Origin of the sequence: Sphingomonas lutea (assembly GCF_014396785.1) — a bacterium.
GTDB lineage: Bacteria > Pseudomonadota > Alphaproteobacteria > Sphingomonadales > Sphingomonadaceae > Sphingomicrobium > Sphingomicrobium luteum.
This window is the reverse complement of sequence record NZ_CP060718.1, coordinates 252,863-278,777: the sequence shown is the minus strand read 5'-3', so window position 1 is coordinate 278,777 and position 25,915 is coordinate 252,863. Positions and strand designations below refer to the sequence as shown.

The window sequence follows — 25,915 nt, the reverse complement described above, 5'->3', positions numbered from 1 at the left end:
GTTGTCACGCAAGGGGTTCCACGGGCCCGGGTAACAGGGGGAAACCCCAAGCCTTTGATGCGGAACCAATTAGGCAATAATCGTCAGCGCCTGACGCCGCGATGAACAGTCGCGAACTGCAACCGATCTAGCGACGCTTCTTCGGTTCGGCGAAGCGGAACGCGGTCTCGGGCACCGCGACATTGTAGCGCACGTTCGACAGCCGCACCGTGGTCCGCTTGTTCTGCGCGTCGATCGCCGTCCAGCCGTGGAGCTGCAGGCCACCGGGGCGGACGGGCTCTTGATGAAGGCAAGCACGACCGACCCATATTGGGCGGGATCGCGGGCGCGCACGGTCACGATCCGCGGATCCTTGCTCGGAACGATCTGCGCGCGACCGTTGAGATTGGGCGAATTTGACAAAAGCACGCCGAGCGGGGTGCGGTTGAGCGGCCAGCTCGACTTCTGACCAACCTGATAGTCGATGAAGTTGAGGCGGCTGCCGTCGGCGACGAGCAGCAAGTCGCCGCTGCCATATTCGAAGCGGACCTTGCCCGGCCGCTTGAGCTGCAGCTTGCCCGCGGCCGAACGGCTGCGCGCATCGGTCTGGACGAAGTTCGCGGTCATCGTTTGCACCGAGGTGATGTGCGAGCGCAGCGCCGCCATGTCCGACGACTGCGCGACAGCGGGCGCGGCGGCGGCCACAAGGGCAGCGGGAATAAGCGCACGCGCGAAAGTGGGGCCGAAATGCATTCTTCAAACTCCTGGGATTTGCGGCCGAGAATGGCGATCCGGGTTTGAATGCCTACTGAATTCGTCGGTTCCGTAACGTTCAGGCTTGGAAGGCAGCACGACTAAAGCGGGTGGCCGTCCCGGTCGATGAGGACTTCGCGGCGGCCGACGTGGTCGGGCTGGCCGACCAGGCCGTCCTTCTCCATCCGCTCGATCAGCCGCGCGGCGCTATTGTAACCGACGCGCAGCTGGCGCTGGAGGTAGGAGGTCGAGGCCTTCTGGCTTTCGGCGACGATCTGGATCGCCCTGCGATAAAGCTGCGTGTCGGCGTCTTCCTCGCCCGACGGCTGGCCTTCGAACAGGTAACCGCCGTCCTCGGGCTCCTCGGTCACTGCCTGGACGTAATCGGGGGCGCCCTGCTTGCGCCAATGCTCGGCGACCGCGCGCACCTCTTCGTCGCTGACGAAGGGCCCGTGAACGCGCATGATCTGCTTGCCGCCGGGCATGTAGAGCATGTCGCCCTTGCCCAGCAGCTGCTCGGCGCCCTGCTCGCCGAGGATGGTGCGCGAATCGATCTTGCTCGTGACCTGGAAGCTGATGCGCGTCGGCAGATTGGCCTTGATGACGCCGGTGATGACGTCGACCGAGGGGCGCTGCGTCGCCATGATCAGATGGATGCCCGCCGCGCGCGCCTTTTGCGCAAGACGCTGGACAAGGAACTCGACCTCCTTGCCCGCGGTCATCATCAAATCGGCAAGTTCGTCGATGATCACCACGATTTGCGGCAGCACCTCGTAGTCGAGTTCCTCGACTTCATAGAGCGGCTGGCCGCTGTCGGCGTCATAGCCGGTCTGGACGCGCCGCCCGAGCTTGCTGCCCTTGCCCTTGGCCTCGCGCACCTTGGCGTTGAAGCTGGGCAGCGCGCGCACGCCGAGGTTGGCCATCATGCGATAGCGTTCCTCCATCTGCTCGACCGTCCATTTGAGCGCGCGGATCGCCTTGGCTGGCTCGGTCACCACCGGGGCGAGGAGATGGGGGATGTCCTCATACATGCTCAGTTCGAGCATCTTGGGGTCAATCATGATCAGTTTGCAGCTGTCGGGGCCGTAGCGATAGAGCAGCGACAGGATCATGCAGTTGAGGCCGACCGACTTGCCTGACCCGGTCGTGCCGGCGACGAGCAAATGCGGCATCGGCGCAAGGTCGGCGATGACCGGGTCGCCGGCGATATTCTTGCCCAGGATCAATGGCAGCGACATGTTCTGGTCTTCGAACGCCTGGCTCCCGACCAGTTCGGACAGGCTGACCGTCTCGCGCTTGGGATTGGGCAGCTCGATGCCGATCACGCTGCGCCCCGGGATAGTCGCGACGCGGGCCGACAAGGCCGACATGTTGCGCGCGATGTCGTCGGCGAGCTGGATCACGCGGCTCGCCTTGATTCCGCTGGCGGGCTCCAACTCGTACATCGTGACTACCGGACCTGGGCGAACCTCGACGATGTCGCCGCGGACGTGGAAATCCTCGAGCACGCTTTCCAGCAGGCGCGCGTTGCGCTCAAGGCCCGCGCGATCAATCTGCTGGCGGCCTTTCTCGGGCGGGGCGGCGAGCAAGTCGAGCGTCGGCAGCTGGAAGCTGTCGCCCAGCGCCAGCGTCGTCTGATTGGCGCTCTTGCGCGCGCCGCGGCCGGCCGGCGCGACGGGCTTGGCAGGCTCGGCGACGGCGACGGCGGGGCGTGAGCGCGGTGGTGCGGCGGGCGCCGGCCGGTCGTCGCGGATTTCGGTCGCGCGGGGCGCGGCTTGCCGCTCGCTCGGGTTGCGGCGGAACAGGCCTCGCATCCAGTCCTTTTCATCGAGGCCGAGGCCAAGCGCGACATAGCCGAGCGCCAGACCCCCAAGCGCAAACAACAACAAGATCGTGAGCTTGACCGGCCCCGCGATCGACGGATTCTCGATCAGGCCGACGGCGCTGTCGACGCCATAGGCCGCGGCGAGCCCGAGTGCGCCGCCCCAGCCCGCCGGCAGGCCGGAGACCGACGATGCATTGGTCAGTCCCAGCGCGACCCCGATCAGCACCGCCCCGAGCGCGGCGATCTGCAGCGAACGACCGAGCCGCCCCGCGGGGCGAGACGCATGAGGCGAAGACCGGCGAGCAGCAGCACGGGCACGAACAGCGCCGACCCCAAACCGAACAGCAGGAGCAGGGCGTCGCTCACGTAGGCGCCGGGCAGTCCGAGCCAGTTGGCGGGGGTGCCGCCGGCGGCGGTAGTCAGGGACGGGTCGGTCTGGCTGTGCGTTGCGAGCGCAACAGCGGCGGCTGCGCCAATCGCGAACAGCAAGGCGCCCAGCGCGCGCACGGCAAAGCGGCGCAGCGAATCGCGCAGGGCGTCCCGCCAATCGGGCCCCAGCTCCCGCTTGGGCGCGCGCGCTGCCACCGTCGCCATCTCCACCCCCAGCCTTGTGATCGGACGCTAGAATCCCCCACGCGGAGTCCGCGGTCAAGCGAAGTTCTTGGCGTCATAGCGCCGGGCGATTAGGGCGTTCGCATGGACCGCGCGGACGTGATCATCTTTGGCGGCGGGCTGGTTGGCCTGACGCTCGCCTCCGCGCTCGACAGCAGCGGGCTGTCGACGATCGTCGTCGACCCGGCCGACCCGACGCCGCGGACCTCGGTGGCGTTCGACGGCCGTACCAGCGCCGTGTCGTCGAGCTCGATGCGCATGCTCGGCGCGATTGGCGTGCTTGATTATCTTGCGGCCGAAGGATGCCCGATCCGCCGCATCGCAGTCGCCGACGGGCTTGAGCCGGGCGGGCTGCATTTCGATGCCGAGGATGACGAGCCGCTCGGCGTCATGCACGAAAACCGCCATTTGCGCGCGGCGCTCGGGACGCGAGCGGCGGCGGGGCGCAACATCTGGCTGATGTGGACATCGCGCGTCGCCGATGTCGATCGGGGGGCCCACGGCGTAACCGTCTCGCTTGACGACGGCCGAAAGCTTTGCGCCCCGCTGCTGGTCGCCGCCGACGGCCGCAACTCCGTCACGCGCGAGGCGGCCGGCATCAAGGTCGCGCGCTGGCGCTACGACCATCAGGCGATCGTCTCCGTCCTGCGCCACGAGCGGCCGCACGAGAATGTCGCTTATGAGATTTTCTATCCGGACGGCCCGTTCGCGCTCCTGCCGATGACCGACGATGCAGGCGGGCACCGTTCGGCCATCGTCTGGTCGGTGCCGCAAAAGGACGCCGCGGGTTGGCTGTCGCTGAGTGACGCCGACTTCGCCGCGGAAGCGCAAGCGGCGATGGGCGGCTTCCTCGGCGACGTCGCGCTTCTGACGCCGCGCTCATCCTACCCGCTCGGCTTCCATCACGCCGCGCAGATCACCGCGCAACGCCTCGCGCTGGTTGGGGACGCCGCGCATGCGATTCATCCGATTGCCGGACAGGGCCTCAACCTCGGCTTCCGCGACGCCGCGGCGCTGACCCAGGTGCTGGTCGAAGGCGCGCGCCTTGGACTCGATCTCGGCGACCGACAGTTGCTCGACCGTTACCAGCGCTGGCGCGCGCTCGATTCGTTATCGGTGGCAATGGCGACCGACAGCTTGACGCGGATCTACGGCGTGCCCGGCCGAACTGCCTCGGCCGTCCGCCGCTTCGGCATGGGGGTGATCAACCGTTTGGCGCCGGTCCGCAATCGCCTGATGAGCGAAGCCCGCGGCACCAGCGGCGATCTGCCGCTGCTGCTGCGGGGTTTGCCGATCTGAGCAGGCCCGCATTGCGGCCCGCCGGCGGTGCGATCACTGCAGCGTTGGTTCGATCTCGACGCCGCCGGTGACTGCCATGCGGTGGAATTGCATGAGCTGAACGAGGAGATCGGCACGCTCGGCGAGGGTCGGCTGTTCGAGCAGCGCCTGCTTGGCGCCGACATCGAACGGCGCAACCTGGGCGATGGCATTGACCAGCAGTTCGTCGTCGAGGCGGTTGACGCCGGCCCAATCGACCGTGAGCCCAAGCGCATCGCCAAGGCGCCGCGCCTCGCGCTCGACTTCGGCGCGCTGGCCGAGCGACAGCGGCGGGGGGTCGCCGTCGTCAAACGCCTCGATATCGACCTCGCCGATCCGATAGGCGGTTTCGAGCGCGGGTTCGCCCAGTAGGCGGAAGCGGTCGGAGCCAAGGAGGACGATGTTGAAGCGGCCGTCCTCCATCTCCTCGACACCAACGAGTTCGCCGATGCAGCCGACGCCGTAGAGCGGGGCCAGATCGTCGTCGGTGCGCTGCGGCTGGATCATGCCGATGCGGCCCGCGCCTTCGATCGCGTCGCGCACCATCTCGCGATAGCGCGGTTCGAAAATGTGCAGTGGCAGCTGCGAGCGGGGAAAGAGGATCGCGCCCGCCAGCGGAAACAAAGGGATTCGAACCGTCCGGCTCATGTGAAGAGAAGCGCCGACAGCCGCCGCCGCTGCGCGCTCGACCACGGGTCTTCCAGCCCTTGCGCTTCGAGCAGCTGGAGGAAGCGCTTGCGCGCCGCGCCGTCGTTCCATTCGCGGTCGCGCTGGATGATTTCGAGCAGCGCGTCGGCCGCTGAGTCGCGGTCTCCCGCCGCCATCTGCGCGCTCGCGAGCTCGAACCGGGTGTCGTGATCGTCAGGGTCGGCGGCAAGCCGCGCCTCGAGGGGCGCGGTCTCCGTCTTGGGAGCGGTGGCAAGCTCAAGTGCGGCGCGCGCCCGCGCGACCTCCGGCTTTGTGGCGAGATCGTCGGGGAGGCCGGAGAGGAGCGCGCCGGTCTCGTCCACCCGTCCGGCGCCGACGAGCGCGCGTGCAAGGCCGCCAACCACGTCCGGATTATCCGGCGCCACGGCGTGGAGGGCCTGGAATGCGGCGATCGCGCCGTCGGTGTCGCCTGCGCCGAGCGCCTGCTCGGCGGCGTCCAGCTGGGGCGCGATCTCCTGCGCCGTCTCTTCCGCCTCCCCGCCAATCTTCAACTGCGCCAGCAGCTGGTCGAGCGCTTTCTTGAGCGATCCTTCGGTGCGGTAATTGGTCAGGTCGGCAACCGGTTGGCCCTGGTGGATTGCATAGACGGTCGGGATCGACTGGATGCGGAACTGGGCGGCGATCAACTTTTCCTTGTCGACGTCGAGCTTGGCCAGGACCACGCCCTTGCCCGCATAATCCTGCGCGACCTTGTCGAGCACCGGGCCGAGCGCCTTGCACGGGCCGCACCATTCGGCCCAGAAATCGAGCACGACGAGCTTGGTCATCGACGGCTCGATGACGTCCTGCTGGAATCGCTCGATCGCCTTGCGGTCCTCTTCGGTCAGGCCAAGTGTCGCCACGTTCCTTCGGACTCCCTTCGTCATTCTTGCGGTCCTGCCCATATGGTCGGCCCGGGCGACAGCCACAAGCTTGACTCAGCCACCGCTTGCGGGACGCTGTGACCGATGCTAGTCGCGCGCCTCACCTCCGCCGGAACGCGCCATCGCGCGGCCCCGGCGTCAGCTCAGAGCGGGCGTAGCTCAGGGGTAGAGCACAACCTTGCCAAGGTTGGGGTCGAGGGTTCGAATCCCTTCGCCCGCTCCAGCAGCCGTCACACCAAAAGGGCCGCCGCGCGCACCTCGGTGCGTTCGGTCAAGCAACCGGCTATGACCGGCGCATGACGGGCCAACCTGACGATGCGGCGCTTGTGCAGGCTTCCAGCCAGGTCAAAGCGGCATTGCGCGGTGACATCGCGCGGCCCGACGTCCGGGCCTTCTTCGACGAGCCGACCTTTACCGTCAGCTATGTCGTCAGCGACCCCGTAACGCGGCGCGCGGCGATCATCGACAGCGTCTGGAATTACGACCACGCCTCGGGACGGACCAACCGCGCTTCGGCGGACGCGATCGTGCTCATGTCCGCGCCGAGGAGCTCGGCATCGACTGGATCCTCGAGACTCACGCCCATGCCGACCATCTCACCGCCGCGGCCCCATTTGAAGGAAGCGCTGGGCGGACGGATCGCGATCAGCCGGCATATCAAGCAGGTGCAGGCGGCATTCGCCGAGATTTTCAACGAAGGTCCGGACTTCGCGCGCGACGGTTCGCAATTCGACCGGCTGCTCGATGACGGCGACGCGCTGAGCATTGGCGACATCCCCGTGACCTGCCTCCACGTGCCCGGCCACACGCCGGCCGACATGGCCTTCGTGGTCGGCGATGCCTTGTTCACCGGCGATACGATCTTCATGCCCGACTATGGCTCGGCGCGTGCCGATTTTCCGGGTGGCGATGCGCGGCAGCTCTATCGGTCGGTGCGGCGGTTGCTGAAGCTGCCCGAGGCGACGCGGGTGTTCTTGTGCCACGACTATAAGGCGCCCGGCCGCGACGCATATGCGTGGGAAAGCACCGTCGGCGCGCAGAAAGCGGCCAACGTCCACGTTCATGACGGGATCGGCGAGGATGCGTTCGTGGCGATGCGGACAACGCGCGATGCGTCGCTGCCCATGCCCAAGCTGATTGTGCCTGCGTTGCAGGTGAACCTGCGTGCCGGCCATCTCCCGCCGCCCGAGGGAAACGGCGTCAGCTATCTCAAGCTGCCGGTCGACCGGCTGTGATGGTCCTCACCGCGCACGTTATGGCGTAATGCTCGATGCAGCGCAGATAGCGGCGGGGATCTTCTCCGGTCTGCTTGTCGGTTTCTCCCTCGGCCTCGTCGGCGGCGGCGGGTCGATCCTGGCAGTGCCGCTGATGGTCTATCTGGTCGGTGTGGACGATCCGCACGTGGCCATCGGCACCAGCGCGCTGGCGGTCGCCGCCAACGCCGCGCTCGGGCTTGGAAACCATGCCCGGCACGGCCATGTGAAATGGCGCAGCGGATTGATGTACGCCGCCGCGGGCGTGGTCGGCGCCTTCCTCGGCTCGACCGCGGGCAAGGCCTTTGACGGCCACCGTTTGCTGTTCCTGTTCGCGCTGGTGATGATCCTGGTCGGCGTCCTGATGCTCCGCCGCCGCTTCGACGCGGGAGTGGCGCAAGCGCAATATCATCAGGGGAACGGCGCCAAGATCGGAGCGGCGGGGTTCGGGACCGGCGCATTCTCGGGCTTTTTCGGGATTGGCGGCGGCTTCCTGATCGTGCCCGGGCTGATCGCGGCGACGGGCATGCCGACGATCAATGCGGTCGGGACCAGCCTGGTCGCGGTCACCGCCTTCGGCCTGACGACGGCGGGCAATTATGCGCTGTCGGGCCTGATCGACTGGGCGCTGGCCGGCCTGTTCATCCTTGGCGGGGTTCTCGGCAGCCTCGCCGGCGCGCGCGCCGCCGGGCATTTGTCGAGCAAGGGACAGCTGACCCGGGTGTTTGCCGGCCTGATCTTCGCCGTCGCCGCCTACATGCTGTGGAAAAGTTACGGGGACGCCTTCTAGGCCACGTCGGCGGCGCGTTCCCGAAACCATTTGGTCAGCACATATTTGGTTCCGCGGCGGACCTTCATGCCCTGGTGCAAGGTCGCCGGATTGGGACGGCCGTCGGGCAGCAGATTATTCCAGGCGAGCAATTTGCCGGCTTCGGGCTGCACCGTCTTGCCGATCTGCTTGAAGCGCGTCGCCCCGCCGTCGTCGGGCGCGTTCAAGTAGATCATCGCCGTCCACGTGCGCTGCCCGCCGGCCGCCGTGTGAACCAGATAATCATAGCCGCCGGGCTCGAAGGTATCGGTATGCGGCTTGAATTCCTGCCCCGGCGCATAGCGCTGGCCCTGCAGCGGCTCGCTCGCGCCGAGCGGGAGGCCGAGCAGGTCGGCAATGCGGCGATCGACTGCGCTGACGACAGGGTCGCGCCAATCGAAATCGCACGTCTCGCTCGTTCGGAAATTGGCGATTCCGACGTCGTCGGCGATCTCCGACGGGCGGCGGCGCGCATCGATTTGCGCAATCAGCGCCGCACAGGTCGCCGCGTCCAGGACGCCGCGCAGGATGAACAATTCGAGCGCGCGGGTCGGCACCCGCTGGATGCCGGGCACGGCGGCGAGGCGCGCCGCGGTCGCGCCATTACCCGGCGAGGGGCGCACCCCCGGTGATCTCGTTCTGGGTGATCACCGCACGCACGACATTGTTCATCAGCGTCATGCGCGTCGGCAGCGGCGTCGAAGTTTTCTTGATCATGACCGCAACCGCGTAACTGCGCCCGTCGGGCCCGGTCAGCACGCCGATATCGTTATAGCCCGCCTGGAAGGGGCCATAGACCTGGCCGGTCCCGGTCTTGTGGCTGAGCGTCCAGCCGGGCTTGAGCCCGCCTTTCAGGCGATTGGCGCCGGTGCGCGTATTGCCCATCACCGACAGCAGCCGCCGCGTCGAATCGGGCGACAGCAATTCGCCGCGCTTGAGCCGCGCCAGCGCATTGACGATCGCATTGGGCGACGCGCCGTCATAGGGATCGGCGACATAGCGGTCGAACGCGGCCTTGCGCACCGTCGCGGGAAGCGCATTGCGCGCCTGGTAGAAAGCGCCGCCGACCGAATAGCTTTGCGTCCAGATCAGGCCGGCAATCTTGCTCTGCAGCGCGCGCTCGCCGTCGTAGAAGCGGATCGCGCCCAATTTCTTGGCGGCGATCATGTTGCGCACCGCCTCAGGCCCGCCGACCGATCGCATGAGCTTGTCGTTGGCCGTATTATCGCTCTTGGTGATCGCTTCCCACATCAGCGCGTTCAGAGTCGTGGTGTGACCGCCGCCGAGGATCTTCTGCGCGATCGGCTGGTGGAACAGGGTGAGGTCGCTGCGCGTCAGCGTGACCTTGTCGTTGAGGCGCACGCGGCCCTTGTCGACCGCGTCGAGCGCGGTGATCGAGACCCACAGTTTGCTTACGCTCTGCTGGGGGTAGAGCTCATCGCCCTTCCAGCTGGCGACCCAGCCGTCGTCGACCGAACGAACGGCAATGCCGACGCGTCCATCGAATTGCCGGCCAAGCGTATTGATGCGGTCGCGCAGATAGGCGGGCGCTACCGGCGCAACGGCCGAGGGGCCGGCGCGGACGATTCGCGGCGCCGGCGCCGGCGCGACGGCCTGGGTCGCGGCCGAAGCGGTGACCTGCGCCCCGGCGGCGAGCACGAGCCCCAGTCCAACGCGCTTCCAGGTTGACGTCATGACGGCTTACTCCCCCGAACTTTTGTCATGTTCCCAGTTGCTTGGCATGGTCCGGCTGAACCGACGCTGTGCCAATGCGCGCAGAATCGCATTGTCGAGTCCGCTTGCCAACCCACTTTCGAACGAGGTCAGCGCGGGGATGCGTTGCCGGTCAGGAGTGCCGCGGACTCGATCTCGTCGAGTGCGCGATGCGCCGCGACATAGCGCCGCGCCTTGTCGATCCAGCCCTGGGCGCGCACCGCGCCGGGCAGGCGCATGGTTTCCGCAAGCGCCTGGTCGACATCGCCGGCGGCAAGCCGCTGGACCGCGCGATTGTAGCGCGCGTCGGCATTGACCGACGGTTCATGCGCCCGGTGCACTTCGATCAGCGACCCAAGCTCCCGCTTGAAATTGGTCCACCAGCTGTCCTGCGGCCCGCCCCGGCGGAGTTCGGGTCCAAGCGTTTCATATTCCGCCAGCAGGTCGTTGAGGCGCACGGGCTTGTGCGATGCGGCGATGATCGTTCCGACGGCCCGCTGCTGGCGTGCGCCGAACCGCTCCACCAGCAGGTTCTCGAGATAGCCGAGCGCGACTCCGCGATCGATTGCGCGCCGCGCCGCGAAGGCGACGACCAGCGCATCGGCGCGGCCGGCGGAGCCCTGCGCCTGCTGCGTCGCATTTTCGACCCGGGCAAGGCGTGCTTCGAGCATGGCGAGACTTTGGTTCGCGAGCATCGGCGCAGCCGTCGCGTCAGGCGCAGCGGGAGACGCGGAAATCGCCGCTTGGGGCGATGGCTCGGGCGGCGCGGGCTGCGTCACGCCAAGGAATTCGGCGGCGGGCTCGTAGCGGGCGAGCGCCCAGGTCGCGGCGGCTGCGCCGGCAATGATCAGGACCAGGCCGATCAGCAGCCGCGCGCTCCAGCTGGTCCGGGAAGTGCTAACCGTCATGACGGGCGCAGTGTCTTGCACAGCTGTGCGGCGAGGGCCAGCAAAGCCTCGTCGGATGGCGTCTCAGCCGCCGCAACCTTGCACCAGCCCGCGCCGGCCGCATCGGCCGCGGCCGGGCTGATCGCGGCGAGCGTGACCGTCCTTCGATCTTCAACGAGCTCGGCGAAGCGGCGGCCGGCGCGGGGCGAATGGATCAGCGCCACGGCACCCGCCACCTCGCCCAATGCGACCTCGCGCGGACAAGACCGATAGACCGTCACCGGCGTGATCCGCTGGCGCGATTCGGTGGGCGGCTTACGGTCGGCGCCGGCGAGATGGAGCAGCCTGAGGTCGGGCGAAACCGAGTCGAGCAGGTCGTCGACGCCCGCGCTGCCGATGCTCGCAATGTCGAACCCGGCGTCGCGCGCCGCCGCCGCTGTCGCTCCGCCGACGGCGTAGACGGGCAGGCTGCGTACTGCCTGCAACGCTTCGCCGCCATGCCGGACCGCGTTGGCGCTGGTGACAAGCAACCCGTCAAAGACAGTTGCTTCGGGCGCGTTCCACGCGACGGGCTCGATCTCGAACAACGGAACCGCATCCGCGTCCAGGCCAAGCTGGCGGGCGCGGGCGACGGTCGTGCTCGCGGCTGGCTCGGGCCGCAGGACGAGCACGCGGGTCATGACGCGCTGAACAGCCTCCGGATTGACGGCGGCGCCGCGTCCAGCATCTGGCGCGCAAGCGCCTCGGGCGTGGCATCGTCGCCGCAGTCGAAGGCGGCGCGGTCCTCGACCATGTCCTTGCCGTCGCTGCTGAAGATCTGCGCCCGCATCCGCAAATCACCGTCCTCAAGCACCGCAAAGGCAGCCACGGGCGAGGCGCAGCTCGCGCCCAGGGCCCGCGTAAAGGCGCGCTCGGCCATGACGCAGGCATAGGTGATGTCGTTATTGACGGTGGTCAGCACGGATTGGGTGTGCGTGTCGTTGGCGCGGCACTCCATCCCGATCGCCGCCTGGGCGGGGGCGGGGAGGATGATTTCGGTCGGGATCGCAGCGCCGGCATCGAGGCCGAGCCGCTTGAGCCCCGCCGAGGCCAGCAAGGTCGCATCGACCTCCCCACGCTCGACCTTCGCCAGCCGCGTTTCGACATTGCCGCGAATGGGCACGATCTGCAGGTCGGGGCGCAAGCGCAGCAATTGCGCGGCACGGCGCGGCGAGGATGTGCCGACGACCGCGCCCTGCTTCAGCGCGGCGATCGACTCGGCACCGATGATACGGTCGCGGACGTCGCCGCGCGGGCGGATCGCGGCGATGTGGATGCCCGCGGGACGGACGCTTTCGACATCCTTCATCGAATGGACGCAGAAATCGAGGCTGCCGTCGAGCAGGCCCTTGTCGAGCTCCTTGGTCCACAGCGCCTTGCCGCCGACGTCGGCGAGCGGTCGATCCTGGATGACGTCGCCGGTCGTCGTCACCGGGACAAGCTCGACGTAGCCCTCCGGCCAGCGCTGCGCGGTCTCGATCGCCGCCGCCACCTTGCGCGACTGGGCCAGCGCCAGTGGCGACCCCGCGTCCCAAGCCGTAGTCCCTGCATCCCCCACCCCTAGTGCATGTCCCTGCGATCAGGCAAAGGGCGCCGAACGCAATGACCGTGATCCTTGGCCTTGAATCCTCGTGTGACGACAGCGCGGTCGCACTGGTGACCGCGGACCGCCGGATCCTCGCGCAAGCCGTGGTCGGCCAGAATACGGCACATCAACCCTATGGCGGGGTGGTTCCGGAAATCGCCGCGCGCGCCCATGCGGAAATCCTGCCCTCGCTGATCCGCGGCGTGCTGGCGGAGGCAGGGCTGGCGATCGACGACGTCGATGCGGTTGCCGCGACGGCGGGGCCGGGACTGATCGGCGGCGTGATGGTCGCGTTGCTCGCGGGCAAGGGGCTTGCATTCGCGGCCGGCAAGCCGCTGATCGCGGTCAATCACCTCGAAGGGCACGCGCTGTCACCGCGACTGGTCGATCCGGACCTTGGCTTTCCCTATTTGCTTCTGCTCGTGTCGGGGGCCATTGCCAGCTGCTCGAGGTGCGCGGGGTGGGGGATTACCGGCGACTCGCGACGACCATCGACGATGCCGCCGGTGAAGCCTTTGACAAGGCCGCGAAACTGCTCGGCCTCGGCTATCCCGGCGGACCGGCGATCGAAGCGCTGGCGGCGCGTGGCGACGCCCGCGCAGTGCCGCTGCCGCGCCCGCTGCTCGGCTCAGCCGAGCCGCATTTCTCCTTCGCCGGCTTGAAAAGCGCGGTGCAGCGCGCGGTCGCGCCGGGCGATCATCGGCCCGAGGACATCGCGGCGAGCTTTCAGCAAGCCGTGGTCGATTGCCTGGTCGACCGCACGGCGCGCGCGTTCGCGCAGAGCGCGGCGCGGACGCTGGTCGTGGCCGGCGGCGTCGCGGCGAATGCCACGGTCCGCACCGCGCTCCGGCAACTCGCGCACGATCGTGAGCGCGCCTTCGTTGCCCCGCCCGGCTGGCTGTGCACCGACAATGCGGCGATGATCGCCTGGGCCGGCGCCGAACGTCTGGCGACGGGCCGCGTCGATTCGCTCGATGTGCCGGCGCGGGCGCGGTGGCCGCTCGACGAGGGGGCGGAGAAAGTGCGCGGGGCGGGGGTCAAGGCATGAACATCAACAGGATCGCGGTGGTCGGCGGCGGCGCTTGGGGCACCGCACTGGCCCAGGTCGCGGCCAAGGGCGGGCGTGAAACCTTGCTGTGGGCGCTCGAAGAGGAGGTGGTCGGGTCGATCAACGACCGGCGCGAAAACGGCGTCTACCTTCCCGGCTTGCCGCTCGATCCGGCGATCCGCGCGACGGGCGACCTCGGCGACCTCGCCGACTGCGACGCGTGGCTGATGGTCACCCCCGCGCAGCACATGCGCAGCGTGCTCGACCAGGCGCCGCGCGGCAGCATCCCGCTCGTCCTCTGCTCCAAGGGGATCGAGGGGCGAAGTGGCAAACTGCTCCATGACGTCGCGCGTGAAGTGCGGCTAGATTCGCCGATCGCCGTGCTGTCGGGGCCGACCTTCGCACATGAAGTTGCCGCCGGGCTTCCCACCGCAGTGACGTTGGCGTGCGGCGACCGCCCGCTCGGTCAGGCGCTGCGCGAACGGATCAATCGCGTGAACTTCCGCACTTATTGCACCGACGATGTCGCGGGGGCGGAGGTCGGCGGGGCGGTCAAGAATGTCCTCGCCATCGCCTGCGGCATCGTCGAGGGCAAAAGGCTAGGCCAGAATGCCCGCGCGGCGCTGATCGCGCGCGGCTTTGCGGAAATGACGCGTTTCGGGCTGGCGTTGGGCGGGCGGCGCGAAACGCTCGCCGGCCTGTCGGGCCTTGGCGATTTGGTGCTGACCTGCTCGTCGGTCAGCAGCCGCAACTTCTCGCTCGGCAAGGCGATCGGCGAAGGCCAGGATGTCGCCGCGCTGATGACCGACCGCCGGACCGTCGCCGAAGGCGCGCATACCGCGCCGGTACTGCACCGGCTTGCGGTCGAGCGCGGCATCGACATGCCGATCGTCGCCGCGGTCAACGATCTCCTGGAAGGCCGCGTCGGGATCGACGAATTGCTCGAAACGATGCTCAGCCGCCCGCCGGGCGACGAGGAAGATTAGAAATCGATCGCGATCCCGTTCTTTTCCCAGTCGCCATAACGGGTCGGCTCCGGGCGTGGCTTCTCGCCGGCCGGTGGCTCGGGCGCGGCCTCGGCCGGCGCGGGAATTGGCGGCGACGGGCTAAGATGCGCGGGCGGGTCGAGATGCTTGGGGCGCTTCACCCCGCGAAGATGGGCGGCGCGGACCTCGATGCCAAGGGTTGAAGGCCTTGGCGCGCGCCGCGCGGCGCTGCAGATCCTCGATGCCGTGTTGCGCCAGGGGCGCACGCTCGACGCCGCGGCGGACAAGGCCGGCGGCCTCGCCCCGAACGACAAGGCGCTGGCGATCGGCATCGCGGGGGAAACGCTGCGACGGATTCCCGACCTCGACGCGCTGATCGACGGCGCGACCCGGCAACGCCTGCCCGACGACAGCAAGGCGCGCATGGTGCTGCGGTTGGCGCTGGCGCAAAAGGCCGGGCTCGGCACCCCCGACCACGCCTTGGTCGCGACCGCCTTGCCGCTGGTCGACGGCGGGCCGCGGCGGCTGGTCCACGGCGTGCTCGGCACCTTGCTTCGCCGCGGCTTGCCGGACATGTCCGCACCGCGCCTGCCTGACGATGTCGAGGCGCGGTGGGAAAAGGCGTGGGGTGCCGACGCGGTCGCGACCGCACGCCGCCAGATTGCGAGCCGCCCCGCACTCGACCTCAGCTTCGCCGATGACGCCGTCGCAAAAGAGTTCGCGGCGCACAATGCCGGAACGTCGCTCACGCCCCGGCACGTCCGGCTGGATAGCAGCGCGGTCGCCGAACTGCCGGGCTTCGAAGCGGGCGGATGGTGGGTCCAGGATCTTGCCGCCTCGCTTCCGGCGCGCATGATTCCCGGCGACGCCGTGGACGTGATCGACCTGTGCGCCGCCCCCGGCGGAAAGACGATGCAGCTGGCTGCAGCGGGTCACAAGGTTACTGCGATCGACAATTCCAAAAGTCGTCTTGGACGACTGCGCGAAAATCTCGAGCGCACCCGGCTGACGGCAAACCTGATCGAGGCCGATGCGCTGACGTTCAGCCCGGGGCGGCAGGTCGATGCCATCCTGCTCGATGCGCCATGCTCGTCGACGGGGACGTTCCGCCGTCATCCCGAGGTCCTTTACCGCGCCCGGCCGAAGATCATCGCCGACTCCGCCGCGCTCCAGCGCCGCCTCCTCGACCGGGCCGCGTCATGGCTGCGGCCGGGCGGTGCCCTGATCTACGCCGTCTGCTCGCTTGAGCCCGAAGAAGGTGAGGACGTCGTGAGCGAATGGCTGGCCGCCAATCAAGGCTTTGCGATCGCGGTGCCGGCGGACGGCGAATTGCCCGCCGTCATGACGCCATCGCCCGAAGGGTGGGTGCGCATCCTGCCCGGGCTGATCGAAGCCGAAGGCGGGCTCGACGGCTTCTTCATGGCGCGGCTTGTCCGCAACCGTTAATCGCGTCTAATCGGCCACATGGCCGCTCCCCTCATTTCGCCTTCGATCCTGTCCGCCGATTTCGCCCGGCTGGGGGAGGAAGTGCGTGCCATCGACGAGGCGGGCGCCGACTGGATCCATATCGACGTCATGGACGGCCATTTCGTCCCCAACCTGACGATCGGCCCGGGGGTGGTGAAGGCGCTCCGCCAGCACACCGCAAAGCCGTTCGACGTCCATCTGATGATTTCGCCGGTCGATCTGTTCCTCGATGCCTTTGCCGAGGCGGGGGCCGACGTGATCACCGTCCATCCCGAGGCCGGGCCGCACCTCCACCGCACCATCCAGCGCATCAAGGGCCTGGGCAAGAAGGCGGGCGTGTCGCTTAACCCCGCAACGCCCGCCAAGATGCTCGATTACGTGCTCGAAGACATCGACCTCGTCCTGGTGATGAGCGTCAATCCGGGCTTCGGCGGGCAGAAGTTCATCGCCAGCCAGCTCAAGAAAATTGAGGCCATCGCCAACCGCATCGCCAAGCTCGACCTTGATGTCCGGCTGGAAGTCGACGGCGGAATCGACGCCGCCACTGCGCCGCAGGCGATCGATGCCGGCGCGGACGTCCTCGTCGCTGGAACTGCGGCCTTCCGCGGCGGTCCCGACCATTACGCCGCGAATATCCAGGCGCTTCGAGGCGCGGGATGAGCTTCGGCCTTCCGGGGGCCGACCGCGATGCCGTGCGCAAGCTGGCGCGCGGTTCGCTCCTCTCCCGCCTCAAGCGGTCGCGCCAGCCGCTCAAGCTCGTCGCCGTGCCGCGCGACCATGTCGCCGGCGACCGCAAGCGCGGCGACGCCTTGCTCGCCGGGCAATTCCCCTTCGGCAGCGAAGTGCGGCCCCTCGCCGACCTCGACTTCGCCGCGCTCGGCGCAAGCGGCGCGCTGGCCGAGCAGGTGCAGGGCTTCTCCTGGCTGCGCGACCTTGCCGCCGCCGCCTCGCGCGAAAGCGGGGCACGGCTGGCCGAAGCGATGGTCGGCCGCTGGCTGCTGGCGCATGGCAGCAGGCCCGACGCCGCCTGGGCGCCGCATCTGTGGGGCGAACGCATCCTCTTCTGGGCGGCCTACGCCCCTTATATCCTGTCGAGCGGAGACGCGGGCTACCGCAGCGCCTTGCTCAACACGCTCGCTCGCGGCGCTCGGCATCTCGACGGCCAGGCGGAAAAGGCGCCGCAGGGTTTGCCGCGAATCACCGCCTGGTGCGGCGTGGTCGCCGCCGGCCTGCTCGTGCAGGGCGGCGTTCCGCGCATCGCACGGGGCGAAGCCGGACTGGCCCGGGCGCTCACCGGCGCGCAGTTCGACGACGGCGGGCTGGTCAGCCGCTCGCCGTTCGAACAGATGCTCTTGGTTGACCGCCTCGGGCTCCTCCGCTCCTGCTACAGCGCGGCCAAGCAGACCATCCCCGACGGGATCGAGACGGCGTCGGCGGCCGCGCTGGCGGCGCTTCATGGCGTCACTTTGGGCGACGGCGCCTTGTCCAGCTGGCAAAGCTGCAACCCGGGGGAAGCGGCGCGGCTGGCGGCGCTGATCGACGGCTGCGGCCTGCGCGCCCGGCCGCTGCGCCAGGCGCGGGGCTGGGGCTATCAGCGGATGTCGGCGCTGGGGACGATCGTCGTGCTCGACGGCGCGCCGCCGCCGCCCAAGCATTTCTCGGCCTTCGGCGCGGCCTCGACGCTGGCGATCGAAATGTCGGACGGCGCCCAGCGCCTGGTCGTCAATTGCGGCGGTCCCGGCCCGCTCCCGACCGCGCTGTCGCCCGAACTGGTGCAGGGCCTGCGCACCACCGCCGCGCACAGCACGCTCGTCCTCGACGACACCAATTCGACCAGCATCCTCGCCGACGGCTCGCTCGGCCGCGGGGTCGAAGATGTCGGGATCGAACGCAGCGAGGGCAATGACGCAAGCCGGATCGAGGCCAGCCACGACGGTTACGTCCGCACCTTCGGCCTCGCCCACAAGCGCAGCCTGATGCTCGGCAATGACGGCAAGGAATTGCGCGGGCTCGACCAGCTTACGGCCAAGGGACGCAAGCGCATCCGCGAAGCCGCGCCATATGCGGTGCGATTCCACCTCGCCCCGGGGATCGAGGCGACTGCGACCGCCGACGGCATGGGTGCCATCCTTCGCTCGCGCGGCGCGCCGCCATGGAATTTCCGCTGCCGCGGCGGGATGTTGACGATCGAGGAGAGCTTGTGGATTGACGGCCGCGGGCAAGCCCGGGGGACGACCCAGCTCGTGATCGTCGGCGAAGTCTCCGCGCTCGGCGGCGAAATCGGCTGGCAGTTCCGCCGGACGAGTTGATCCCGTGACGTCATTGCGAGCGCAGCGAAACAATCCAATGCCGTACCCTTCGATGGATTGCTTCGTCGCTTCGCTCCTCGCAATGACGGCAACAAACTGACCAAGGATTCTCCATGACCGACCTCGTCCCCGTTCGCCGGGCGCTCATTTCGCTGTCCGACAAGGCCGGGCTCGACACGCTTGCCGTCGGCTTCAAGCGCCACAATGTCGAGATCGTCTCGACCGGCGGCACCGCCGCCAAACTGCGGGACCTGGGCGCCGACGTGCGCGACATTTCGGACCTCACCGGCTTTCCGGAAATGATGGACGGACGCGTCAAGACGCTCCACCCCAAGGTCCACGGCGGCCTCCTCGCGGTGCGCGACAATCCCGAACATGCGGCGTCGATGGCCGAACATGACATCGCGCCGATCGACCTCGTCGTGGTCAATTTGTACCCGTTCCTCGACACGCTGATGAGCGGCGCCGACCGCGACACGATCATCGAGAATATCGATATCGGCGGCCCCTCAATGGTCCGCTCGGCGGCCAAGAACCATGCCCATGTTGCGATCGTGACGGATCCCGCGGATTACGAGACCTTGCTCGCCCAGCTCGACGAGCAAGGCGGGACGACCCTCGACTTCCGTAAGAAACTCGCCGCCAAGGCCTATGCGCTGACAGCCGCTTATGACTCGACCATCTCGCAATGGTTCGCGTTCGGCGACCAAGGCGAGCGCTTTCCCAAGACGTGGAGCTTCGCCTCAAGGCTCAAGATGCCGCTGCGCTACGGCGAAAACCCGCACCAGAAGGCCGCGCTTTATCTGCCCGTCGGGCCCGCCGCGCCGGGCATCGCCCAGGCCGAGCAGGTCCAGGGCAAGGAACTCAGCTACAACAACCTCAACGACGCCAGCGCCGCGCTCGAACTCGCCGCCGAGTTCCGCGGCAGCGGCCCCAGCGTCGTCATCGTCAAGCACGCCAATCCGTGCGGCGTGGCGACGCGCGGCAGCCTGGTCGACGCGTGGAACGAGGCGCTGGCCTGCGACAGCGTGTCGGCGTTCGGCGGGATCGTCGCGGTCAACCAGCCGCTCGACGGCCCGACCGCCGAGGCCATCACTGCCATCTTCACCGAAGTCGTCGTCGCGCCCGATGCCGACGCCGCGGCGCGCGAGATCTTTGCGCGCAAGAAGAACCTCCGCTTGCTGCTGACCGGCGACCTGCCCGATCCGGCGCGCGGCGGGCAGACCCTGGCGGTCATCGCCGGCGGCCTGCTGGTGCAGGACCGCGACAATGGCGCGATCACTCGCGACCAGCTGAAATGCGTGACTAAGCGCCGGCCGACCGACCGGGAAGTCGCCGACTGCCTGTTCGCCTGGACCGTCGCCAAGCACGTCAAGTCCAACGCCATCGTCTATGCCAAGGACGGGGTCACTGTGGGCATTGGCGCTGGCCAGATGAACCGCCGCGACAGCTCGCGCATCGCGGCCGCCAAAGCACGGGAAGCGGCGGAAACGCACGGCTGGGCCGAGCCGCGGACGATCGGCTCGGCGGTCGCGTCGGACGCCTTCTTTCCTTTCGCAGACGGCCTGCTTGCGGCGGCAGAAGCCGGTGCGACGGCGATCATCCAGCCCGGCGGGTCGATCCGCGATGACGAGGTCATCGCTGCGGCCGACGAGGCAGGCTTGGCCATGCTATTCACCGGCATGCGCCACTTCCGACACTAACGCGGCGCGCTTGGGCTTTCAGCCGGCGACGGCAGGCTCATCTCGTTGATGTCGGCCTTGCGCATCTTGAACAGCTCGCGGTCGTCCGGTCCGAACCCGCGCGTCCACAGGACGTAGCCGAACGCGAGCAGGATCGCGGGGACGCCGAACAAAAGCTCGGCCCATTCGGGCACCAGGATCGCCAGTTGCCCGGCAATCACGCCGGCGATTGCGGCCCAGATGAGCGGCCAGCGCCAGCCCGATACGGGCGCCTTCAGTATCCGGCTGAGCAGTATCGATTTGGTCACCGCGGCAAAGCCCAGCGCGAGCATCAGCCCGGCCGCCGGGCCCGTCGCCTGCCACATCAGCGGCCAGTCGAGCTTGCGCATGATGAGGATCAGGGCGACCGAGAAGGCCGCCTGAAGCGCGATCATGATGAAGCTCAGCATCATGTTGCGGTGGCGCGCGGTATAGATCAGCGCAGCTTCGCTGACCGCCGCCATTGCCGCGACCACCTCGGCGGCAAGCAGGAAGCCGAGGGCCGCCGTCCCGGCCACGAACGCCGGCCCAACCAGGCCCATCACGGCTTCGCCCGGGATGCCGAGCGCCAGCGCCACCCCCATCTGCGCGCCGATCACCCAGAAACCGACCTGCCGCACCTGCTTGGCCACCGCCGCCATGTCCCCCGCAGCAAGGTTGCGCGCAATGACCGGGCCGAGAATCGGGTCGAAACTGGTCTTGAGCTTGGACGGCAGCGAAGCGACGTTTTGCGCGACGTAATAGATCCCGACCACCGCGGGCGAAAAGAACAGCCCGAGCACGGCAATATCCACCCGCCGCGATCCCCATTCGACCGCGTCGGCGGCCGCGAGGGGGAGATTGCGGCGGATCATCCGCCGCAAGTCGCCGGGCGACGGACGCCATCCCCTTGGCAAACCGTAGCTGCGCAGGAAGGGAATGGTCGAGGCGACGACCGCCGCGATCATCGACAGCGCGTAGGCGAAGATCAGGCCATCGCGCTTGGACACGAACGCAAGGGCGAAGGCGGCGATGCTGATTGTCCACGGCTCGACGATCGCGCGGGCGCGCACTGTTGCACCGACGTCATGGCGATACGCCAGCGCCGACAGCATCACTTCGGACCAGGCCAGGGCGATGACCGCGATCGGCAGCAACCATTCGAGCCCATAGATGCGGCTGTTGGGGAACATCGCCTGCGGGAAGGCGAACAGCAGCCCCATCGCCAAGAATGATCCGACGGCCGCGACCAGCAACGCGTCCCACACGACGTTGACGTGGGGCTTGTCGGTCTGCGCGAGTTGTTCGGCCAGTCCGCGCTTGAGGCCCAGCGTGGCGATCTGCGCGGCGAACTCGACCACGAGCACGGCGTAGGCGAAGCGGCCAAGCGCCTCGGCTCCGTACATCCGGCCCGCGATGAACAGGAACGGCACGCGCGCGATCAGGCGCAGGACGAAACCGAGGAAGTTGATTCGCCCGCCGCGCGCCAGGGCCGCCATGTCGGCGGCGGGTGGAGCCGCGGCGGTGCGACCGCTTAGTGGGCGGCGCCCCAATTCGCCCCCCACCCCACTTCGACGTCGAGCGGGACGTCGAGCTGCATCGCCGGCCCGGCAGCCTCCGCCATCACCCCCTTGATGACCTCGGCCGCCGCTTCTTCGCGGCCGTCGGGCACTTCGAACACCAATTCGTCGTGGACCTGCAGCAGCATCTTGACGTCACTTAGCCCCGCGTCGGCCAGCGCGCCGTCCATCCGCGCCATCGCGCGCTTGATCAGATCGGCGCTGGTGCCCTGGATCGGCGCGTTGATCGCGGCGCGCTCGGCGCCGCCGCGGATCGACGGGTTGGGCGACCGAATGTTGGGCTCGAAATGCGTTTTCCGCCCGAACAAGGTGCGCGTGTAACCATGCTGACGGACGAAGCTCAACGTCCCGTGGATGTAGTCGCGGATGCCCGGGAAGCGCTCGAAATAACGGTCGATGATCGCCTTGCCCTCGTCCTTGGGCACTCCCAGCCGGCCCGCCAGTCCCCATGAGGAAATGCCGTAGAGGATGGCGAAATTGACCGTCTTGGCCTTGTTGCGGCTTTCGCGGTCGGATGCGCCGAACAACTCCTCGGCGGTCAGGCTGTGGATGTCGTCGCCGTTGCGGAAGGCGTCCTTGAGCTGCGGCACGTCGGCCATGTGCGCTGCCAGCCGAAGCTCGATCTGGCTATAGTCGGCGGACAGCAATTTGTGTCCCGGATCGGCGACGAAGGCGTCGCGGATCTTGCGCCCCGCCTCGGTGCGAATCGGGATGTTCTGCAGATTGGGGTCGTTGGACGAGAGCCGCCCGGTCTGCGCGCCGGTCAGCGAGAAGCTGGTGTGAACGCGCCCCGTCTCTGGGTTGATCACCGCCTGCAGCGCGTCGGTGTAGGTCGAGCGCAGCTTGGTCAGCTGGCGCCAGTCGAGCACCAAAGTGGCGCATTCGACGCCCTCGGCCGCGAGCCGCTCAAGCTCATTGACGTCGGTCGAATAATGGCCGCTCTTGCCCTTGCGCCCGCCCTTCAGGCCGAGCCGCCCGTACAGCACGTCGCCAAGCTGCTGCGGCGATCCGATGGTGAACGGCCCGCACGCCGCTTCGTAGATCTTCTCTTCGAGCGCCGCGATGTCCTTCGAGAATTCGGCCGACAGCCGCGCCAGATATTCGCGATCGACGCGGATGCCGCGCCGCTCCATTCGCCCGATCACCGCGACCAGCGGCTTGTCGACCCGCTCATAGACCCGCGCGACATTCTCCTGCGCCAGCCGCGGCTTCATTCGCAGCCACAGGCGCAGGCAAATGTCGGCGTCCTCGGCGGCATATTCGGTCGCTTGCGGCAGCGGCACCTTGTCGAAGGTGATCTGCTTGGCGCCGCTGCCGCACAATTGCTTGAAGGGGATGCATTCATGCTCGAAGTGGAGCTTGGCGAGCTCCTCGAGCCCGTGGCCGAACGAGCGGCCGGCATCGAGGTCGAAGCTGATCACCATCGTGTCGTCGACCGGCGCAACCTCGATCCCCAGCCGGCTGAACATCACCCAATCATATTTGAAATTATGCCCGATCTTGAGGATTGCCGGGTCCTCCAGCAGCGGCTTGAGCTTGGCCAGCACGACATCCTGCGGAAGCTGGCTCGGCGCGTCGGAATAAAGGTCGGCCCCGCTGTGGCCGGTCGGGATGTAGCAGGCGCGGTTGGGCGCGACCGCCAGGCTGATCCCGGCCAGCTTGGCGACCTGGCAGTCGATGCAGTCGGTCTCGGTATCGAGCGCGAGATATCCCGTCGCGCGCGCATTGGCGATCCAGCGGTCGAGCGCGGCCTCGTCGATCACCGTCTCATATTTCGATCGGTCCACCTCCTGCCTGTCCGGCGCGGCAGGCTCGACAGTGGGCTTGCGATCGAGGGACGCCATGACGTCATTGAAGCCGCCGCCGCTGCTGCTTCGCGGCGTGGGCACGCTGCCGCCGGATTCCAGACGCGCGAGCAGGGTCTTGAAACCCTGGTCGGTCAGGAAGTCGCGCAATGGCTCGGGCGGAATGCCCTTGAGCGCCAGATCTTCGAGGGGCTCGGGCAGGGGCGAATCGCACACCAGCCGCACTAGCTCGCGGCTCAACCGCGCGGCATCGGCATGGTCGATCAGCGACTGCTTGAGCTTGGGCTTGGTGATCTGGTCGGTCGAGGCGAGAACGGTTTCCAGGTCGCCAAATTGCTGGATCAGCTGCGACGCGGTCTTGGGGCCGATGCCTGGTACGCCCGGCACATTGTCGACGCTGTCGCCCATCAACGCGAGCACGTCGCCGACCTTTTCGGGCGGGACTCCGAACTTCTCCATCACCTGCTCGCGCCCGATGCGGCGGTCGTTCATCGTATCGAGCATGTCGATCCCGGCATCCTCGTCGATCAGTTGCATCAGGTCCTTGTCGGAACTGACGATCGTGACCTTCCACCCCTTCGCCTTGGCCGCGAGCGCGTAGCAGGCGATGATGTCGTCGGCCTCCAGCCCATCTTCCTCGATGCAGGGGATCGAAAAGGCGCGGGTCGCGGTGCGGATCAACGGGAATTGCGGGACCAGATCCTCGGGCGGCGGCGGGCGGTGCGCCTTATATTGATCGTACATCACATTGCGATGTGTCGATTCCGACGCGTCGAGGATCACTGCCATGTGCGTCGGGCCATCCGCGCGGCTGAGGTCGCCGGCCAGCTTCCACAGCATCGTCGTATAGCCATAGACCGCGCCCGCGGGCACGCCGTGGCGGTTGGTCAGCGGCGGCAGCCGGTGATAGGCGCGAAAGATGTAGCTCGACCCATCGACGAGGTAGAGGTGGGGCGTGGCGGTTGGCGTCGTGGCTTCCGGCATGAATGCGCGGCTTTAGCAGGGTCGCGCGCCGAGGAAAGCTGCCGCCGTTGCGCGCTTTGACATCGGTCAAAGCGGTTGCGCGCGTCCCGGTTTAGCTCGGGCTCCAACAAAGGAGCTCGATTCATGACCCGCACGATCGATCACAAGCAACTGGCCGCTTCCGCCCGGATTGTCCCCGCCCCCGCACTCCCGCAGCGCGCGTGCGAGGAGCACAGCTTCGAGCTTCCGACCCGGCTCTACGCCGCCCTGGCGCTCTGCCTGTTCGGCTTCCTGGCGGTGATGACGATTGGCTTTGCGGCGCCGATGCTGGCGGTGCCGATGGGCATCAATTTCATCTTCCTGGCCGCCTTCTTCGCAGTCCCGGTGATCTTTGTCCGCACGTCGAAGGACAAGGGCGGGGCGATGCGCTGGAGCGAATTCGCCCGCAAAGGCGTCGACACCGCCACCGGGCACAGCTCCGCGGCCGAAGCGAGTGTGCTCATGCTGACGCTTCCGGTGCTGATCCTGTGCTGGTCGATCGCCGTAGTGGTCATTGCGGCGGTCCTCTGAGGCCTAGCCGCCCAGCCTCCCCAGCCGCGCGGCATCGACGATCTCGATGCCGCGCGTTCCGCTGCGGTGGATCAGTCCGTCGCGCTCCAGCTTTGACAGTTGACGGCTGACCGTCTCGATCGTCAGGCCGAGCATTCCCGCCATCTCCCCGCGCGTGACCGGGAGGTCGAAGGTCGCGGCCGGATGACAGGGGGAATCGCTGGCCGCTCGCGCCATCGCAAGCAACATCCCTGAGACTTTCTGCAGCGACGATCGGCGGCCCAACAGGTCGATTAGCGCTCGGCTTTCGAACAGATCCTCGGCGGAGCGACGGAGCAAAGCCCGGCCGAGCGCGGGAAATCGCTCAACGGCTCGCTCATAGTCTCGCTTGGAAAATACGCACAGCTTGCTGTCGGTGAGCGCAACGATCTGGTGATCCGCGACCGGCGCAAACATCTCGCCGATGAAACCTGCCGGGTGAACGAGGCTCAGGATCCGTTCGGTCCCATCTTCCCCGAAACTGCTGATCTTGAGCGCACCGCTGATCAGCGTCGCACAATGCGCTGGCTCGTCGTGCGCGGCGAACAGGGTCTGCCCACGCCGAAGGCGCTGGTGATGCCCGATTCGCGCCAGCTCGCCGCGCTCCTCCTCGCGCAGCGCCGAGCAGGCGGCGCGGCTGCGCACCGGGCATGTCGCGCAGCTGAGAGGGTTGGCACTCACCTTGCCGATTTTATGGCGGCGGCGTGTTCCTTACCAGCCCGTGGCCGCGGGCAAGGAAAAGGGCGCTCGCTTTCGCGAGCGCCCTTCGCCAGGCCATCTGCGTGCTGATGGCTTGGTCGACTGAGACTTAGTTGGCGCTGTTGCCGTCGGCGTCGGCACCGGTGCGGGTCGCGTCAGCAGCTTCTTCGCCGGCTTCGCGCGTCGCGTCGGCCTGATTCTCGAGCGAATCTTCGGTCGCTTCGGTGCCGGCGTTGTCGGCCTGCTCCTCAAGCGCGTCGGCGGTGGTCTCGGCGTTCACCTCGATATTGTCGGCGGCCTGCTCTTGCGGCGTGTTGTTGCAAGCGGCGAGCGCGCCAAGACCGGCGGCGACGGCGAAAACGGTGGTGAGTTTCATCTCTTAAAATCCCCTGTCGTTGAAGAAAGCCCGGGAGCTCTCGAAGAAGGCT

The 25,915-nt window shown here is 67.8% G+C and carries 23 protein-coding genes, 1 tRNA gene and 2 pseudogenes; 11 read left to right on the top strand and 15 right to left on the bottom strand.

All coding sequences use genetic code 11. The features are described 5' to 3' along the window. Positions 1 to 69: 69 nt before the first annotated feature. The 3 genes from H9L13_RS01420 to H9L13_RS12995 all read right to left on the bottom strand — a co-directional run bounded on the left by H9L13_RS01420 (position 70) and on the right by H9L13_RS12995 (position 3,151). Positions 70 to 732: an outer membrane lipoprotein carrier protein LolA gene (locus tag H9L13_RS01420; RefSeq protein WP_244954818.1), complete on the bottom strand. Its 663-nt coding sequence runs from the start codon at positions 730 to 732 to the stop codon at positions 70 to 72. Positions 733 to 833: 101 nt separating this feature from the next. Beyond that, on the bottom strand, positions 834 to 2,783 hold the full coding sequence (locus tag H9L13_RS01415; RefSeq protein WP_425326490.1) for a DNA translocase FtsK: 1,950 nt from the start codon (positions 2,781 to 2,783) through the stop codon (positions 834 to 836). Continuing rightward, complete coding sequence (locus tag H9L13_RS12995; RefSeq protein WP_425326489.1) at positions 2,777 to 3,151, bottom strand: DNA translocase FtsK 4TM domain-containing protein; 375 nt, start codon at positions 3,149 to 3,151, stop codon at positions 2,777 to 2,779. Before H9L13_RS12995 ends, H9L13_RS01415 begins: the two co-directional genes overlap by 7 nt. Before the next feature lie 102 nt (positions 3,152 to 3,253). Here H9L13_RS12995 and H9L13_RS01410 point away from each other — a divergent pair, with 102 nt between their 5' ends. Further along, positions 3,254 to 4,468, top strand: coding sequence for an FAD-dependent monooxygenase (locus H9L13_RS01410; RefSeq protein WP_187538375.1), 1,215 nt, complete (start codon positions 3,254 to 3,256; stop codon positions 4,466 to 4,468). A gap of 33 nt (positions 4,469 to 4,501) precedes the next feature. Here the strand turns inward: H9L13_RS01410 and H9L13_RS01405 are convergent, their stop codons facing one another. Together H9L13_RS01405 and H9L13_RS01400 are read right to left on the bottom strand one after the other, a co-directional pair. Further along, the gene (locus H9L13_RS01405; RefSeq protein ID WP_187538373.1) at positions 4,502 to 5,134 is read right to left on the bottom strand and encodes an LON peptidase substrate-binding domain-containing protein; all 633 of its coding nucleotides are present in this window, start codon (positions 5,132 to 5,134) and stop codon (positions 4,502 to 4,504) included. Continuing rightward, the gene (locus H9L13_RS01400; RefSeq protein WP_187538371.1) at positions 5,131 to 6,036 is read right to left on the bottom strand and encodes a tetratricopeptide repeat protein; all 906 of its coding nucleotides are present in this window, start codon (positions 6,034 to 6,036) and stop codon (positions 5,131 to 5,133) included. Before H9L13_RS01400 ends, H9L13_RS01405 begins: the two co-directional genes overlap by 4 nt. Before the next feature lie 169 nt (positions 6,037 to 6,205). Between H9L13_RS01400 and H9L13_RS01395 the strand changes: the two genes are divergently transcribed. The 3 genes and pseudogenes from H9L13_RS01395 to H9L13_RS01385 all read left to right on the top strand — a co-directional run bounded on the left by H9L13_RS01395 (position 6,206) and on the right by H9L13_RS01385 (position 8,100). Then, a tRNA-Gly gene (locus H9L13_RS01395) sits at positions 6,206 to 6,280 on the top strand. Between the two features lie 73 nt (positions 6,281 to 6,353). After that, positions 6,354 to 7,292 (top strand): annotated as a pseudogene (locus tag H9L13_RS01390) (MBL fold metallo-hydrolase). A gap of 28 nt (positions 7,293 to 7,320) precedes the next feature. Then, the gene (locus tag H9L13_RS01385) at positions 7,321 to 8,100 is read left to right on the top strand and encodes a sulfite exporter TauE/SafE family protein (protein WP_187538369.1); all 780 of its coding nucleotides are present in this window, start codon (positions 7,321 to 7,323) and stop codon (positions 8,098 to 8,100) included. On the opposite strand, the gene H9L13_RS01380 is transcribed toward H9L13_RS01385, so the two are convergent. From H9L13_RS01380 to hemC, 5 genes are all read right to left on the bottom strand, one after another. Beyond that, positions 8,097 to 8,741: a prolyl hydroxylase family protein gene (locus H9L13_RS01380; protein WP_187538367.1), complete on the bottom strand. Its 645-nt coding sequence runs from the start codon at positions 8,739 to 8,741 to the stop codon at positions 8,097 to 8,099. The genes H9L13_RS01385 and H9L13_RS01380 overlap by 4 nt on opposite strands. Then, complete coding sequence (locus tag H9L13_RS01375) at positions 8,722 to 9,813, bottom strand: serine hydrolase (protein WP_187538365.1); 1,092 nt, start codon at positions 9,811 to 9,813, stop codon at positions 8,722 to 8,724. The genes H9L13_RS01380 and H9L13_RS01375 overlap by 20 nt, the downstream gene beginning before the upstream one ends. Positions 9,814 to 9,941: 128 nt before the next feature. Beyond that, a complete protein-coding gene (locus tag H9L13_RS01370; RefSeq protein WP_187538363.1) occupies positions 9,942 to 10,739 on the bottom strand; it encodes a hypothetical protein in 798 nt (265 codons plus the stop codon). Continuing rightward, positions 10,736 to 11,398 (bottom strand): uroporphyrinogen-III synthase, encoded by a 663-nt coding sequence (locus H9L13_RS01365; RefSeq protein WP_187538361.1) that lies wholly within the window; start codon positions 11,396 to 11,398, stop codon positions 10,736 to 10,738. The genes H9L13_RS01370 and H9L13_RS01365 overlap by 4 nt, the downstream gene beginning before the upstream one ends. Next, a complete protein-coding gene (hemC, locus tag H9L13_RS01360; protein WP_187538359.1) occupies positions 11,395 to 12,315 on the bottom strand; it encodes a hydroxymethylbilane synthase in 921 nt (306 codons plus the stop codon). Before hemC ends, H9L13_RS01365 begins: the two co-directional genes overlap by 4 nt. A gap of 44 nt (positions 12,316 to 12,359) precedes the next feature. Here hemC and tsaD point away from each other — a divergent pair. Together tsaD and H9L13_RS01350 are read left to right on the top strand one after the other, a co-directional pair. Continuing rightward, positions 12,360 to 13,390, top strand: a pseudogene (gene tsaD, locus H9L13_RS01355) (tRNA (adenosine(37)-N6)-threonylcarbamoyltransferase complex transferase subunit TsaD). Next, positions 13,387 to 14,376: an NAD(P)H-dependent glycerol-3-phosphate dehydrogenase gene (locus tag H9L13_RS01350; protein WP_187538357.1), complete on the top strand. Its 990-nt coding sequence runs from the start codon at positions 13,387 to 13,389 to the stop codon at positions 14,374 to 14,376. Before tsaD ends, H9L13_RS01350 begins: the two are co-directional and overlap by 4 nt. Here the strand turns inward: H9L13_RS01350 and H9L13_RS01345 are convergent. Beyond that, positions 14,373 to 14,537, bottom strand: coding sequence for a DUF1674 domain-containing protein (locus tag H9L13_RS01345; RefSeq protein ID WP_235091049.1), 165 nt, complete (start codon positions 14,535 to 14,537; stop codon positions 14,373 to 14,375). The two genes, H9L13_RS01350 and H9L13_RS01345, sit on opposite strands and share 4 nt — an antisense overlap. 28 nt (positions 14,538 to 14,565) lie before the next feature. Here H9L13_RS01345 and H9L13_RS01340 point away from each other — a divergent pair, with 28 nt between their 5' ends. The 4 genes from H9L13_RS01340 (at position 14,566) to purH (ending at position 19,855) form a co-directional block, all read left to right on the top strand. Then, positions 14,566 to 15,822: an RsmB/NOP family class I SAM-dependent RNA methyltransferase gene (locus H9L13_RS01340; protein WP_187538355.1), complete on the top strand. Its 1,257-nt coding sequence runs from the start codon at positions 14,566 to 14,568 to the stop codon at positions 15,820 to 15,822. A gap of 18 nt (positions 15,823 to 15,840) precedes the next feature. Further along, positions 15,841 to 16,503, top strand: coding sequence for a ribulose-phosphate 3-epimerase (gene rpe, locus H9L13_RS01335; protein WP_187538353.1), 663 nt, complete (start codon positions 15,841 to 15,843; stop codon positions 16,501 to 16,503). Then, positions 16,500 to 18,152, top strand: coding sequence for a heparinase II/III family protein (locus H9L13_RS01330; protein WP_187538351.1), 1,653 nt, complete (start codon positions 16,500 to 16,502; stop codon positions 18,150 to 18,152). The genes rpe and H9L13_RS01330 overlap by 4 nt, the downstream gene beginning before the upstream one ends. A 113-nt stretch (positions 18,153 to 18,265) precedes the next feature. Then, the gene (gene purH, locus H9L13_RS01325; RefSeq protein WP_187538349.1) at positions 18,266 to 19,855 is read left to right on the top strand and encodes a bifunctional phosphoribosylaminoimidazolecarboxamide formyltransferase/IMP cyclohydrolase; all 1,590 of its coding nucleotides are present in this window, start codon (positions 18,266 to 18,268) and stop codon (positions 19,853 to 19,855) included. On the opposite strand, the gene H9L13_RS01320 is transcribed toward purH, so the two are convergent. Together H9L13_RS01320 and polA are read right to left on the bottom strand one after the other, a co-directional pair. After that, the gene (locus tag H9L13_RS01320) at positions 19,852 to 21,351 is read right to left on the bottom strand and encodes a lipopolysaccharide biosynthesis protein (protein WP_187540032.1); all 1,500 of its coding nucleotides are present in this window, start codon (positions 21,349 to 21,351) and stop codon (positions 19,852 to 19,854) included. The genes purH and H9L13_RS01320 overlap by 4 nt on opposite strands. A 35-nt stretch (positions 21,352 to 21,386) precedes the next feature. Beyond that, positions 21,387 to 24,221: a DNA polymerase I gene (gene polA, locus H9L13_RS01315; protein ID WP_187538348.1), complete on the bottom strand. Its 2,835-nt coding sequence runs from the start codon at positions 24,219 to 24,221 to the stop codon at positions 21,387 to 21,389. Positions 24,222 to 24,344: 123 nt separating this feature from the next. Here polA and H9L13_RS01310 point away from each other — a divergent pair, with 123 nt between their 5' ends. Continuing rightward, positions 24,345 to 24,770, top strand: a complete 426-nt coding sequence (locus tag H9L13_RS01310) for a hypothetical protein (protein ID WP_187538346.1) — start codon at positions 24,345 to 24,347, stop codon at positions 24,768 to 24,770. 3 nt (positions 24,771 to 24,773) lie between these two features. On the opposite strand, the gene H9L13_RS01305 is transcribed toward H9L13_RS01310, so the two are convergent. Both H9L13_RS01305 and H9L13_RS01300 read right to left on the bottom strand, forming a co-directional pair. Next, positions 24,774 to 25,469, bottom strand: a complete 696-nt coding sequence (locus H9L13_RS01305) for a Crp/Fnr family transcriptional regulator (protein WP_187538344.1) — start codon at positions 25,467 to 25,469, stop codon at positions 24,774 to 24,776. 127 nt (positions 25,470 to 25,596) lie between these two features. After that, positions 25,597 to 25,863 carry a hypothetical protein gene (locus H9L13_RS01300; RefSeq protein ID WP_187538342.1) on the bottom strand — a complete coding sequence of 89 codons (267 nt, stop codon included), beginning with the start codon at positions 25,861 to 25,863 and terminating at the stop codon, positions 25,597 to 25,599. Positions 25,864 to 25,915 lie beyond the last annotated feature (52 nt).